This window comes from Bovifimicola ammoniilytica (assembly GCF_025567085.1).
GTDB classification, from domain to species: domain Bacteria; phylum Bacillota; class Clostridia; order Lachnospirales; family Lachnospiraceae; genus Bovifimicola; species Bovifimicola ammoniilytica.
The window spans coordinates 142503-158052 of the sequence record NZ_JAOQJN010000007.1 but is presented as its reverse complement, the minus strand read 5'-3'; the positions used below and the strand labels follow the sequence as shown (position 1 = coordinate 158052).

Genomic DNA, 15550 nt, shown 5'->3' with positions numbered 1-15550 from the left:
ATAATGTGATTTTCTTCTTTAAACCACAAACAACTATTGTCTAATATATCACACTTCACAATTACTGTCAAAGTTATATTTTTTTAAGCGATGGAGTAAAAAAAATGTAACTTTATAAACCAGAAGATATGAATTCTCACCACCAAGCAGTCGTAGTATATAACAAAATTATACTTTAAAATAAGCAACTAATCCTGCTTCCCTCATTACTTTTCTCTATGTGAATTTTCTTGTCAATACGTTCATTCAATTCACTTATATGTGAAATTATACCTATCATTCGCTTGCCATCACTTAAATCATTTAAAATATTTATTGCTTTCTCAAGTGATTCGTGGTCTAGTGAGCCAAAGCCCTCATCTATAAACATTGAGTCTAATTTAATTCCACCTGCATATCCCTGAACAACATCGGATAATCCAAGTGCCATAGATAATGATGCCTTAAATGCTTCACCACCTGACAGAGTATTAACACCTCTTACCTTACCTGTATAAGCATCTTTAATATCTAACTCTAAGCCTGTCTGTGCCTTTAGGTTATTATCTCTCTTCTTTAATAACTCATATCTTCCGTCTGTCATTTCTGTAAGACGTTTATTTGCAGCATTTATAATATATTCAAAATACGTTCCCTGAACATATCTTTCAAAGGTTATCTTATCCTTGCCACTAATCATTCCATTTGCAACATTTGAAAGTTTCTGATAAATAAGATATTCTTCAATAACATTCTTTCTCTCATTAAATGTTTTTCTGATATTGGCAATTGCTTTTTCATTATTTCTTATTCTATATTCTGCATTAACAGACATTTCTTCTAATGCTTTTAAATCTTTTTCAATAATAATCTTTACATTAATGACTGCCTGTGTATCCTGCCAGTCGATTTTCCTATCTTCTATAGAAATTATGCCATTATTTATATAAAAGTTATCTTCTCTATCTGAATTTCGTACCTTAGCTTCTAAATTGATGATATATCCAGAGATTTTTGCATCAATACTTTCTATTTCATTGCCAATTGCTTTAATCTGTCCCTCTAATCCCTTTTTCTCCTCACTTAATTCTCTTAATTTACCTGATAATTGTTCAGAAGCCTTATCATATTTCTTAATCTCTGCATTAAGTCTGTTAATTTCTGTTTGTGCAGCCTGTTTAGCAGGATAATTAAGTCCCTGCTTTATCTTTTCTACTTCTGTGTTAGTTTTTGCTATCTCGATTAAATTAGCATTTATTTTATCTGTAGCTGATTGTATCTTTGAAGCATTCGAACTTATCTTTTCTTCACATTTTGTTATCTTGTCAGATATATTATCATTTTCGTGGATAAATTGATTGTATTTTAATATCTTATTATTCAGTTCTGCTATTTCACATTTGAATTTATCACTTAAACTTTCTACTTCTTTGTAATCATTATAATCGACTAAATCACTTATCTTCCTACCTGATTCATCATACATAGACTTTTCTGTCTCTAATTTACCTTTAATATGGCTGTAATCTGATCCGATTTTTTCTAATTCCCTTACTAAATCTTCTGCAATTTTCTTTTTCTCCTTAACTTCCTCCTGCGTAGCTGCCTCTAACGATAACTTAGCAGGTTCAGGGTGGGATAACGAACCACATACCGGACACTTTTCCCCCTCTTCTAAATCTTTTGCCATTATTCCTGCCTGTGCCCTTAAAAAGCTTTTCTCTGTCTTATCTGCAATTGCTTTGGCATTATCTACTTTCTTTTCTTTTTCTAAATATTTCTGCTTTTCTTTCTCCAAACTCTTATTAATTTTATCAATATTTTGCTTTCTTTTAATAAGCTCATCTAAAAGTGTATTTTTGTTCCCGTAATCATTTTGCTTTAATTTATATTCATTTAACAGCTTTAAAGTATTATGATATTCCTTTTCTAAAGCTTTCAGGTTATCTAAATCTTTCTTTAATTTTTCCGTTTCTTTATTTAATTTGATTAAGCCTACATTTTGTTTTTCATTGTTCTCTCTTAATTCAAGCTCTTTCTGTATTGTTATATCAAGTTTCTCGTATTCATCTAATTTGGAATTAATTTCATTATACAGTATAAATTTCTTATCTCTTTCATCTTTTTTTGCATTGTGTTCATCTAATGCAAAAGTAGTTTCTTCTATTGCTGAATTATCTTTTATAATTGTACTTTTCAGTTTTTCTATTTCGGCAGACTTATCTGTTTTCTCTTTATATAATCTGATTAACTCGCTTATATTTTTATGTAGCTCATCATATCTTTTTCTCTTGTCATCAGCCTGAATTTTTACTCTTTTATCACTCCCAATAATTTCATCTATAAGTTTAATAAATTCATCTATTCTGTTAATATTTTTCTCACTTATCATTAATTTATGCTCTATAGAATACTCTGATGCTTCATCGCAGACAGTATCATTTTCATACTGGAATATACTTTCTTCAAATTTACTGTTAATTTCTTTTCTTTCAAACATTTCCATTTTAAGCCTGCTCTGTATATCTAAATATTTACCGGTATTAAAAATATCTCTGAATATCTTAGAACGGTCATCTGTTTTAGCTAAAATAAGCTTTAGAAAATCTCCCTGTGCTATCATTGCAATATTTGTAAATTGCTCTTTAGTAATTCCCATTATGTCTACAACATTATCCGTTACATCACCTGCCTTGGTTACAACTCTGCCATCAGGATATTTAAGAATCGCATCTGCTGCCTTTTTAGTATAGCCTGTACCTTTCTTTTTCTTTCGCAGATACTCAGGACTTCTTCGTATATAATATTCCCTGCCATTGCATTCAAATGTAAGTTCTACATAAGTCTCTGTATCATCATCTGCAAAATCGCTTCTTAAACTGTTGCTTTGTCTTAGATTTCCACTTGCTTCACCGTATAATGCGAATACAATTGCATCAAATATAGTTGTCTTACCTGAACCTGTATCTCCACTTATCAGAAATAATTCATTATTGATTTTTGTAAAATCTACATTTTCGACATTACTGTAAGGACCAAATGCAGACATCTCTAAATATATTGGTTTCATACTTTATTCACTCCATTAATTATATCGATCATTACTTTTTCTTCATCTTCTGTAAGTTCCATATCCGTTCTGTTTTTAAAGAATTCTTTAAATAAAGTTAATTCATCTTTTTTCTCGACGTTATCAATATTCTCTACTTTGTTATGTGCCCTTGTTCTTGAATTATCAAAATCTAACTTAAGCAGGTTGACATATACTTCTTTAAGCCTCCTCATCGCATCAAATACTTCGTCCTCATCAGTAATCGTTGCCTGAATATAGTCATTTACATTTCCATCTTTGTAAATATCTTCTGATAACAATTTATTTATAGGACCTTTTATTTTTCTCGTATCATTTATTGGAACAACTGGTATCTTTTCTATACTGATATTTTCCTTTTCCCTAAAATCAATTATAGTAAATGATTTCTTCTGGTCAGTTTCCGAAAATGAATATTTTAGAATAGAACCTGCATATCTTACCGTTTCTCTGCCTATATGCTGTGGTGCATGCAGATGTCCTAATGCAACATAGTCAAATTCATCAAATATTCCCACGTCTATATTATCTACGCCACCAACACTTATAACTTCTGAATCTGATAATTCATTTTCATATCCTATACAACTTACAAACTGATGTGCAACTAATATATTTCTTTCGTTCCTATCTATATCTGTATTATCTATGATTTCTTTTACATTTCCACTTCGTAAATACGGCATTAAGTATATATTTACCTTGCCATATTCATCGCATAATTCGTAGCTTTCAAGCCTTGCATTATCTACATCATAATTAAGTGGTTTAGAAATATATATGGAATTGTTCTTAAGTATATCGGATGCAAATGACATTCTCTCCGCTGAATCGTGATTGCCTGGAATTATATATACTTTTATATTTAACTCATTAAGTAATGTCAGAAATTCATCAAATAACTCGACCGCCTGTCCTGATGGCATAGGTGTATCATATATGTCTCCCGCTATCAGCACCACTTCAATATTATTGTCTCTAATTACGTACATAGTCTCTTCGCACAGTATATGTCTTTGTTCTTCTAACATACTGTAACTATGAACTTTCTTCCCGATGTGTAAATCTGCCAGATGTAAAATTCTCATTTGAAATACCTTTCCTTAATTATTTTTGTTGTGTAATATATAAATGTTAAATATTCATAATAAATTGCTAATTTGTCATCGGTGTTTTTGCTCTTTGTAAGATTATATATATTATCTGCCAATACACTTAACTCAAGCTATTATCGCAATAAATTCAAACATTTGTATATCAATGCCACCAAATAAGAGATAAAACTACTATATAGTATACCATATTTCATCTCTTATCTGAATAATTTTAAATATTTTAGGCGTGATAAACTATTATTGTCCATTTGGACATCTCCTTGTTGTAATGATTTTGTTTACTACTCATTTTTCGGAACACGAAAAATGAGTAGTGAACAGGGCCTTGTCCTAACGAAAAAGGGACCATCGCACTAATTTCTTAATGCGACAGCCCCTTCTCTTCTAATATGATTCTTCTAAATTATGTTCCTAATAACACTTTACCATTTCCTTCTTAAGTCTTCCAATTATCTTCTTCTCAAGTCTGGAAATATATGATTGTGAGATGCCTAACATATCGGCTACCTCTTTCTGTGTCAGTTCTTCTCCATTTTCGTTATTAAGTCCAAATCTTAACTCTATTATGGCTCTTTCTCTTTTATTAAGTTTAGAAACTGCCTTAATAAGAAGTTTTCTTTCTACTTCGTCTTCGATGTCTTTATATATAACGTCCTCATCTGTGCCAAGAACGTCTGATAACAATAACTCATTCCCATCCCAGTCCACATTAAGTGGCTCGTCAATAGACACTTCCATTTTCGTTTTGCTGTTTCTTCTAAGATACATTAATATCTCATTTTCAATGCACCTTGATGCATATGTAGCTAATTTAATATTTTTATCCGGATTAAACGTATTAATAGATTTAATAAGTCCGATGGTACCAATGGAAATTAAATCTTCCACGCCGACACCTGTGTTATCAAATTTTTTAGCAATATATACCACTAATCGTAAATTTCTCTCAATTAATGTGGCTTTTGCCTGCGTTCCCTCCTCTGTAGAAAGTTTTTCAATTACCATCTGCTCTTCTTCAGCTTCTAATGGTGGTGGAAGCACATCAGCGCCTCCTATATAGTGAATATCCCCTCGCTTTGCGAACAAAACATTTCTAATGCCAGGTATAACTTTGAACTGTAACCTATTTGGAATAGATACTTTTATGACCATTGCAATTCTCCCCTGCTTTCTAACTTTTCAATAATATCTGTTTCGATATTATATACGGCATTTAATATTCTAAACTGATACTTAACATTTATTATCATTTATGCCGTCAAATGTTTCCCTGTTAAGGATAACGGAATAATTTCCCCGTTTAGATACATTTCCTGTGTATATTCCAATTATGGGGTTATATAAGAATTTAGGTTCATCATCGACTAATACGACCATTTCATCCATTCTTATTCCGTACATTATTCCATCTTCTTCACCTATCGAATGAAATGGAATTACGTAAATATTTTCTTTTGCTTTTTCATCTCCCTCCAGTAAAGGCTTTAGTATTTTATATTCTGCTATATGTACCATTTTCCCGCTTACAGGTTCGGTAAGTCCATTTCCGGTATCATATAGTCCCCGTACTACAACAGATTTACCTCTAAATGTAATCTTTACATCATAATATAATTCCATATCTTTTCTGACGCTAAAGATAATTCTTACAATTGCACTAAGCAGAATGTATGCCAGTACAGATACCAATATAAATTTTCTTGCATTTACAACCTTATTAGAATTACCACTTAATACGTTTCTTACATATTTTCCGATAACAGTGGAATAATACAGATAATTAATTATTCCCGACATTGTAAATGAAACAACAAATAATAGAAATACATTTTTAATGTATACAGAAGCACTCGTAAATCCAAATGAAATAAGTACCATCACAGCTGCAATCAAAATATTAACAAGCGTTATTTTAAATAAGTGGTTAGTAAGTGGTTTTATAACGATAACACTGTATAAAGCGCCACAGCCTGCTCCGGCTAATTGTCTTATTCTTTTTTTCTTTACTTTCGCTATCCTTGATGTTATAAGGATTATCATATAATCCATTATGAAGTTAATCATAAAAAAAACATCAAGATAAACTATATACACCCTGTCATTCATATTTTTTCTCCGTTCTGACAAAGTGTATTATATATTATCCTGACTTAAAAGTGTGTCAAAAGCTGTAGACCAAACATAATAATTTATCTACAGCTTTTGACAATTTTATATACCTTTTTCCATATTTTACGTTATTTATACACATTTATATGAGAAATTTAGCATTTTCTGCTCCGCCGCAGTGCGATCCTCGCGGAGCTTTTTTGCTTACTAGTACAATTTCGCCGAAATTTCCTAGTAAGCAAAAAAGAGTAACATTCAGGAATTATAAATGTTACTCTTCTACATTGTTATTTATATTCTAAATTAAAGCTTCTTAGTTGTTTCTATTCTTCTTAAGAAATTCAGGTATGTTAATTCCACCCTTATCTTCTGCTGGCTTTGGAGTAATAGGCTGCTGTGGTCTTGTATATGTAGACTGTGGTCTTGATGTTGTACTTCCTGCCTGTGAATTATATCTGAACTCTGTCTTTGGTACAATAGGTTTTACAGATGGTTTCTTATAATCAAATGTAGTTCTTGAAGCTGAACTTCTTGATGTTGAACCAAATGCAGGCTTATTATTCTCTTCAAGTCCTGTAGCAATTACTGTAATTGTACATTCATCAGGATATGTATCATCATATCTTGCACCGAAGATAATCTCTGCATCTTCACCTGTTAAGTCCTGAACATAGCTTGCTGCTTCATTTGCTTCTGCAAGGCTTATATCACCTGATATATTGATAATTACGTGAGAAGCACCCGCAATAGTTGTCTCTAGAAGTGGACTGGTAACAGCTATCTGAACTGCTTCATTTGCCTTGTCGTCTCCCTTAGCAACACCGATACCGATATGAGCAACACCCTTGTCTTTCATAACAGTCTGAACGTCTGCAAAATCAAGGTTAATAAGTGCAGGAACATTAATTAAATCTGTGATTCCCTGAACTGCTTGCTGTAATACTTCATCTGCTTTCTTAAGTGCTTCCGGCATTGTAGTTCTTCTATCAACTATCTCTAAAAGTTTATCATTAGGAATGACGATTAATGTATCTACATTCTCTTTTAATTTTTCTATTCCACCAAGTGCATTGTTCATCCTTGCTCTTGCTTCAAATCTAAATGGTTTTGTAACAACACCGACAGTTAAGATGCCCTGTTCTTTAGCTACTTTAGCTACAACTGGTGCAGCACCTGTACCTGTTCCACCACCCATACCGCATGTAACAAATACCATATCTGCACCTTTGAGTGCCTGTGCTATCTCTTCAAGGTTCTCTTCTGCTGCTTTCTCACCAACTTCAGGAACTGCTCCACATCCTAATCCTTTAGTTAATTTTTCACCAACCTGTAATGCTGTAGGAGCCTTACATAACTTAAGTGCCTGTTTATCTGTATTGATACCAATAAACTCAACTCCACCAATATTTTCGTCTATCATTCTATTAACGGCATTATTTCCAGCACCGCCTACACCTACTACAATAATTTTTGCTGCTGCTTCTGCCTCGTTTGTTGTAATTTCTAACAAGAGTTTGTCCTCCTTTAATACTATTCATTATTACTCAAATCTCTTTGATATAATCTCTAAAAAACATCTCATTCTATAATATATTCATTTTTAAAAATAATCAACTATAAATTTCTATTTTTAACAAGTTTTTAACATATTTTTATATACAATCCCAAATTTTTATATGTATATAGTAAACCTGCATATATAAATACCATAAGTTCCAGATATTGACTTCTTTACATAATCACTTAACAAACCATTTAGGCGGGTAATTTGTCAAAATATAATTTTATGATTTTTTAAATGTATATCCATCATTATTAGTATTATATTTCTTTATATCGAGTGTGCCGCTTAGTCCCTGAAGATTAGGCAGCATATCATTAAGGCTTCTGATTTTGTCATTCATATCCTCGCCTGTTCCTAATTCGACTTTAATTTGTTCTATGTAAAGTGTAACTTCTTTATTATCTGATATGTATATCTTGTCCACTGCTATTCTATATTTCTGTAATATCTGGGTTGTATCAAGTATAAGTCTGAATACTTTATCACTTCCTACCGGCAATGTCTCATAAAGAATTATACTGTCGAAGTTTAAACCTGTTATCTTAGGTATTCCTTCAATAACCTCTGTAGAACTTTCGACAATTGTTCCATCTTTATCAAAATACATATTGCTGCCCATATAATTAACATAACCGATTATTTTCTTTTCATATATGGTAATCTTTACGCTATTCAATGATGTTATCTTCACATCATATTCATCCACGAAGGGAATTACCTTCTGTTTGCTGAATTTTGTCTTATAATAAAGTACAAACGGGTTTCTGTCCCAGTCTGACCTGAATATAAAACTTATCATTTCTTCTTTGGTATATTTCTCATTTCCCTCAATAATAATATTTTTCTCGCTTATTCTCTGCATTGCAAAAACTCCTGCAATACCACAGATTATTAAAAAGATTGTTGCTATCAATATTATAATTTTCTTTCTACTCATTTTTTCTCCATTCCGAAGTGTATCCTAAATATCCCGTTTAATCCATAAGCTCAATATCGGCCCCTAATTTTCCTAAGTCTCTTTCGATTGACTCATACCCTCTTTTAATAAATTCAGCATTTTCTATTATGGTATGATTTTCTGCAATCATTCCTGCAATAATAAGTGAAGCACCACCTCTTAAATCAGTTGCCTCTACTTTTTCACCATATAATTTATCAACACCATTAATCAATGCTATTCTGTCGCCAATTATCTTAATGTCAGCTCCCATTTTATTTAACATTTTAGCTGTGCCAAATCTGTTTTCAAATATATTTTCAATAATTATTCCACTTCCTTTTCTTCGTGATAGCAATGTCATCATCTGCGATTGCATATCAGTTGGAAAACCCGGATATGCAGATGTGGATATAATTATATCTCTTTCTGACTTATAATCTTTGCAGGTCTTACTAACCCACATTTCATCATTACTAATTTTATATTTCATTCCGAACTTTTCAAGTTCATTTAATATCGATTTATCAAAATTCTTATTTACATTTAACAGTCTGACTTCTCCGCCTACTGCTGTAACTGCTGCTAAATAAGTTCCACATACTATTCTGTCACAACTTATATCTATGGTGGTATCTCTAAGACTTTTTACACCCTTTACTACTATCTCATCTGTTCCTGCACCTGTGATATCAGCCCCCATTTTAATCAAGGCTTTACACAGATTAACAATCTCTGGCTCTTTAGACACATTAGAAAATGTTACGCAATATCCATCCGATAGAACTGCTGCAAGAATTCCATTCTCCGTAGCACCTACACTTCTTACCCTGAGCCTTATATGGTTATCTCCATTAACTCTGCCCCCGCAGATTAATTCAGATGTTTCTTCATTTTCATCTATTTCATATCCCATTTTTCGTAAAATATCTATATGGACATCTATTTTTCTAAGACCGATATTACAGCCTCCGGGATATGAAATTTTACACCAATTATTTCTACTAAGCAATGCACCTGCTAACACTATTGATGACCTTAATTTAGTAACATCTTCTTTCGGTATGTCAGATACATTAATTTTGTCGCTGTCTAATTCTAATATATTATTTTCAAACTTATAATTACAGCCTAAATGCTTTAATATTTTAAGCATAATTCTTACATCTGATATGTCCGGACAATTTCTCATAACTGTCCTTCCTTTATTTAAGATAGCAGCTGCAATAACAGGTAATGCTTCATTTTTTGAACCCTGAACCGTGATCTCACCTGATAGACCATAAGTCTTTCCGACTCTATAATACATAACGACACCAACTATTCTGCCTTTATGTATTATATGCATCTGTATTAACTATGTGATATCCTTTACTCAAATTTAATACGTTTAGATACAGCAAGCACAATACCTATTTCAATTAGCAGACACAATATCGACGATCCACCATAACTCATGAATGGTAACGTTACACCTGTATTAGGCATTGAGTTAGTAACAACGGCTATATTCATAACTGTCTGTATCGAAATATGTGCCATAACACCGACTACTAACATTGAGCCAAATAAATCAGGTGCATTATTAGCAACTATCATAAACCTCCATATCATAAAGATGAACATTAATATTACCGCTATTCCACCGATAACACCTAATTCCTCACATATAACCGTAAATATCATATCATTTTGTGCCTCTGGTACATATCCAAGCTTCTGGATACCATTTCCAAGTCCTTTACCAAACAGGCCGCCTGAACCCAGTGAATATAATGACTGTAATACCTGAAATCCACCCTCATCTGCGAATTTCTCAGGATTTAACCATACTCTGATTCTTTCAAATCTGAATGGTTCAATCATTATCGCTCCAGCGACAGCTGCCACTCCGGCACCTATCATAATTACGAAATATGATATTCTAGGACATGCCACAAATAACATAACCACACCGATTCCAGCTACAATAATAGCTGAGCTAAGGTCTTTTGTAATAAGTGCTATAACACCTGCAGATATTCCTATGAATACCATGCACAATAGAAATGTTCCGATATTCTTAAGTTTTTTCGCCTTCTTTTCTATAACAAATGCCATAAATACAATGACACCTATCTTTACAACTTCACATACCTGAATTGAGAAGCCTGCAATTGATATCCACCTTGATGCACCATTCGCACTTATACCTATTGGTGAAAGAACCATCATAGCCATTAGAATTGAACCAAAATATGCAGCTAATGCAACTAACGGTTTCTTAAAAATATGATAGTCAAATTTAATAACTACTACCATAAGGATAACTCCGATAACTGCTGCCTTAATCTGGCTTATTACATAGTATTTAGAGTCACCAAACTCCATTGATGCTTCATAAGAACTTGCACTATATAACATTACAAGTCCGAAACCCATCATAAATATGGTTATAAAAAGCAGGCTATAGTCAAAATATTCTCCACTTCTGGTTTTTCTTATGTTCTTTTTTGTGTCTCTACTAGTATTCATTCTATTTGCCAAAATAATCTCTCCTTAAAGATTGCTAACATACTCCTTAAACAATTTTCCTCTTTCTTCATAGCTCTTAAACATATCCCAGCTTGCACATGCAGGTGATAATAATACTACGTCACCCGGTATTGCTAAATTTGCTGATGTATTAACAGCCTCTTCTAAACTGTCTACGAATATATAATCACGATATCCATGTTTATCTGCTGTTCTTGCAATCTTCTCTTTAGTTGCACCTAATAGAACTAATTTCTTAATTTTGCCATTAAATGCATCAAACCATTCATCATATTCTGAACCTTTGTCATAACCACCTGCAATAAGTATTGTAGGACAAGTCATCGCTTCTATGGCTTTAATTGAAGCATCTGTATTAGTTCCCTTAGAATCATTATAATATATTACACCATCTTTCTTAGTAACATATTCAATTCTATGTTCTACTGCATCAAAATCTCTGATGGTATCTCTGATAATGTCTGCTGGAACATCCATATTAACAGCTATTGCCACTGCTGCCATTACATTTTCAATATTATGTATGCCCACAAGTTTCATATTATGCGAATTGCATATTAAGGTTTCTTTCCCGTCTTCTCTGTATACAATATTCTCTCCATTTAAGCATACACCATTCTCCAGACTAGATCTGCTGCTAAAAAATACTACTTTATTCTTTAATTTTTTCGCTTCTTTTCTAAGTATTGCATCTTCGTAATTTAATACGCAGATTTCATCAGGATTCTGATTCTTTGTTATACTCATCTTAACATTTGTATAATTCTCCATTGTATAATGTCTGTTCAAATGGTCAGGAGTAATATTTAATACTGCTGTAATAACAGGGTGAAATTCATCTATTGACTCTAACTGAAAACTGCTTATCTCAGCCACTATGACTGAATCATCTTCTGTATCCATAGCTACATTAGTATATGGTATACCAATATTTCCAACTATAAATGTACTCTTAAAGTAGTTCTCCATAATCTTTCCCGTGAGAGCCGTTGTCGTTGTCTTACCATTAGTACCTGTTATTCCGATTATCCTTCCTTTACCAAATCTGTATGCTAATTCGATTTCGCCCCAGATTATAACACCTTTATCTCTTACCCTGTTTACAAATGGTGCATCAATTGCTATTCCGGGACTTATAATCATTATATCTGTTGCATCTATTACTTCTTCAGTTAATTCACCGATTACCACATCAATATCTGCATTGTCTGCCTTTGCCTTTATATCCTCAACTTTTAATTTGTCATTTCCGTCATAAATTGTTACTTTCTTTCCTGCTTTAACAAGAAGTTTTGCTGCTGCAATTCCGCTTATTCCTGAACCTGCAACAAGGTATCTTTCACTTTTCATATTTCCTCCATTTCAAGAATCGAATTCTTTAATTAAATTCTTTATATTTATAATTGCCATAGGCAATAGTCTTAAACAAAACATCATCTATAATGCCAGATATGCAATCAGACACATAACTGCTGTTATTGTTGAAAAAACCGTTACTACTCTTGTCTCCGACCAGCCACATAATTCAAAATGATGATGAATCGGAGCCATTTTAAATATTCTTTTTCCACCTGTTATCTTAAAATATGTCACCTGTATAATTACTGACAATACTTCTATCATATATATAAATGCAATAATTAGCAGAAATATCGGCATATTCATTACATATGCCGTAGAAGCCACAAAGCCTCCAAGTGCCAGTGAACCTGTGTCTCCCATAAAAACTCTTGCAGGATATACATTGAATAACAGAAAGCCTAACAGACTTCCAACCACCGCACCTGTAATAAATTCAATTCCACTTGCCGTCATATATGCAATAACTGTGAAAAAAACTGCAATCATTATTGTAACACCTGTTGCTAATCCGTCAAGACCATCTGTAAAATTTGCGCCATTAACTGTGCCTATTACCACAAACATTAACATCGGCACGAAAAGATTCCCAATATCAAGATATTTTCCATCATATATACCGCCCGTAAACGGTATAAGCATCTTAGTTCCCGCAGGCGAGAAATTTACTATATAGTAAGCAAATATCGCTGCGACTATAACCTGAAGTCCCATCTTCTGCCATGCTCTTAGTCCTAATGAACGTTTCATAACTATCTTAATGTAGTCATCTAAGAAACCGATAAGTCCAAAGCCTAGTGTTACAAATAAAATCGGTACTATCTGTTTATATTCTTTTATAAAACATAGTGATGTAATAACTATTGAAAACAATATAATCAGACCACCCATTGTCGGTGTTCCTGTTTTCTTTAAGTGATCCTTAGGACCCTCTTCCCTTATATTCTGTCCAAACTTTAATCTCTTAAGAAATGGTATGATAACCGGACATAATGCCACGCTTATACCAAACGAGATTAAAACAGATAAAATCATCTTTGTCTGCATCTGTCTATACTCCATTCCACACATAACTCTAGTATAATATTAATCTATTTAATAATCAATCTTTTTTAATGTTTAAATAAGGTAAAATATTTTCGTATAATTCCTGTATTACAGGCGCTGCAATAGTTCCTCCATAATATATACCAACCGGTTCGTCAATTATGCACATTGCTATAACTTCGGGATCATCTGCTGGTGCAAAACCTATAAATGATGCAATATATTTTCCTGAACCTCTCGGAAGCTTCTGTGAGGTTGCTGTCTTGCCTCCGATTCTGTAACCTTCTACCTGACCTTTTTTACCGCCTCCCTCTGCTACTACCTGTTCAAGAATATATTTCATAGTCTCACTTGTCTCTTTATTAATTACACTCTCTCTTACATTATAATCAAATGTTTTAACAACATTATTATCACTGTCTGCTGCATACATTCCAAAATGAGGTGTTACAAGATTTCCGCCATTTATAACTGCACTGGCAGCAGTAAGTAACTGAAGTGGTGTTATCTGAAATGACTGTCCAAAGGACATTGTAGCAAGTTCAACTAAACCGACATTTTCTATCTTGTGAATAATTGTTCCAGCTTCACCAGGCAGATCAACTCCTGTTTTTCTAAGTAATCCAAGTCTTTTCATATAATCAAAATATCTTTCTGCGCCGATTCTCAGACCAACTTCTATGAATACCGGATTACACGAATTCATTGTTGCCTGAACAAAATTCTCTGTTCCATGTCCTGTTGTCTTATGACATCTTATTCTTCTGTCCTCTACTATCTTAAAACCCGGACAACTGAATACGCTGTTTACATCTACGACTTTCGTTTCTAATCCGGCTGTTGCAGTTACTATCTTAAATGTCGAGCCGGGTTCATATGTATCATTAATACATTGATTTCTCCACATTTTGTTAAGCAGTTTCTGATATTCATCACTATCCTTTGGCACATCGGTTTCATAATTTAATTCAAACGGTGTATTTAAATTAAATTCCGGGACATTTACCATGGCATATATTTCACCATTCTTTGGATTCATAACAATTATAGATACATATTTAGCCTGTTTCTTCTCTAATGCCTTATTAGCTGCCTGCTCAGCATATTTCTGTATATTGACATCAAGACTTGTATGAAGAGTTTTTCCCGCTATCCCCTCAACTCTGCCCTCTGCTAATTCCGGCAATTCCACTCCTTTTGCATCTGTAAATGTTAATATTTTTCCCTTTGTTCCTTCAAGATATTCTTCATATTCTACTTCTAATCCGACTATTCCCTGATTATCCGCGCCTGTGAAGCCTAATACTTTTGATGCCATAGTATCATATGGATAATAACGCTTATAATCTTCATCAACTTTTACACCATCTAAATTATAATTTCTTATTCTGTCTCCGACTTCCTTTTCCACATTTGATTTTATCTTCTCCCTTACACTTATTTTCTCAACACTTTTTCTGATTTTCTCCTCACTCATATCAAGTTCTCTAGATAATACTTCAATTACCTTTTCCTTATCTGTTACCTGGCTATAAATAACAGAAACGGTGCATACTGTCTTATTCGTGGCAATAACTACACCGTTTCTGTCTACTATTTCTCCTCTCGGAGCCTTTATCTCTCTTTCCCTGTCATGTAATTCATCAGCTTTCGCCTGGTACTTTTCAGATTGAAATATCATTATGTATACAAGCCTTGACAAAACATATATTGCTAATATAAGAAAAATACACATATATATCACAATTTTTCTTCTGATACCTGTTCTCTTGCTATACATATAACCTCACTTTATACTCCATTTTACCGACAAC

Annotated in this window: 11 protein-coding genes; all 11 read right to left on the bottom strand. The window is 33.0% G+C overall.

Annotation, left to right across the window (positions count from 1 at the left end):
• Positions 1-175: 175 nt before the first annotated feature.
• Positions 176-3049 (bottom strand): AAA family ATPase, encoded by a 2874-nt coding sequence (locus OCV48_RS10530; RefSeq protein WP_147591890.1) that lies wholly within the window; start codon positions 3047-3049, stop codon positions 176-178.
• A complete protein-coding gene (locus OCV48_RS10525) occupies positions 3046-4158 on the bottom strand; it encodes an exonuclease SbcCD subunit D (protein WP_147591889.1) in 1113 nt (370 codons plus the stop codon). Before OCV48_RS10525 ends, OCV48_RS10530 begins: the two co-directional genes overlap by 4 nt.
• Positions 4159-4596: 438 nt before the next feature.
• Complete coding sequence (sigE, locus tag OCV48_RS10520) at positions 4597-5337, bottom strand: RNA polymerase sporulation sigma factor SigE (RefSeq protein WP_147591888.1); 741 nt, start codon at positions 5335-5337, stop codon at positions 4597-4599.
• An 81-nt stretch (positions 5338-5418) separates the two neighbouring features.
• The gene (locus tag OCV48_RS10515) at positions 5419-6291 is read right to left on the bottom strand and encodes a sigma-E processing peptidase SpoIIGA (protein WP_147591887.1); all 873 of its coding nucleotides are present in this window, start codon (positions 6289-6291) and stop codon (positions 5419-5421) included.
• 316 nt (positions 6292-6607) lie between these two features.
• Positions 6608-7804, bottom strand: a complete 1197-nt coding sequence (ftsZ, locus tag OCV48_RS10510) for a cell division protein FtsZ (RefSeq protein WP_021981940.1) — start codon at positions 7802-7804, stop codon at positions 6608-6610.
• Between the two features lie 274 nt (positions 7805-8078).
• Positions 8079-8795: a cell division protein FtsQ/DivIB gene (locus tag OCV48_RS10505; protein WP_021981939.1), complete on the bottom strand. Its 717-nt coding sequence runs from the start codon at positions 8793-8795 to the stop codon at positions 8079-8081.
• A gap of 37 nt (positions 8796-8832) precedes the next feature.
• Complete coding sequence (gene murA, locus OCV48_RS10500) at positions 8833-10143, bottom strand: UDP-N-acetylglucosamine 1-carboxyvinyltransferase (protein ID WP_021981938.1); 1311 nt, start codon at positions 10141-10143, stop codon at positions 8833-8835.
• 23 nt (positions 10144-10166) lie between these two features.
• Positions 10167-11321: an FtsW/RodA/SpoVE family cell cycle protein gene (locus OCV48_RS10495; protein ID WP_021981937.1), complete on the bottom strand. Its 1155-nt coding sequence runs from the start codon at positions 11319-11321 to the stop codon at positions 10167-10169.
• A gap of 12 nt (positions 11322-11333) precedes the next feature.
• Positions 11334-12680, bottom strand: a complete 1347-nt coding sequence (gene murD, locus OCV48_RS10490; RefSeq protein WP_147591886.1) for a UDP-N-acetylmuramoyl-L-alanine--D-glutamate ligase — start codon at positions 12678-12680, stop codon at positions 11334-11336.
• Positions 12681-12767: 87 nt separating this feature from the next.
• Entirely contained in the window at positions 12768-13736 is a 969-nt protein-coding gene (mraY, locus tag OCV48_RS10485; RefSeq protein WP_021981935.1) for a phospho-N-acetylmuramoyl-pentapeptide-transferase, read from the bottom strand.
• 55 nt (positions 13737-13791) lie between these two features.
• Positions 13792-15516, bottom strand: a complete 1725-nt coding sequence (locus OCV48_RS10480; RefSeq protein ID WP_147591885.1) for a peptidoglycan D,D-transpeptidase FtsI family protein — start codon at positions 15514-15516, stop codon at positions 13792-13794.
• Between the last annotated feature and the right edge of the window lie 34 nt (positions 15517-15550).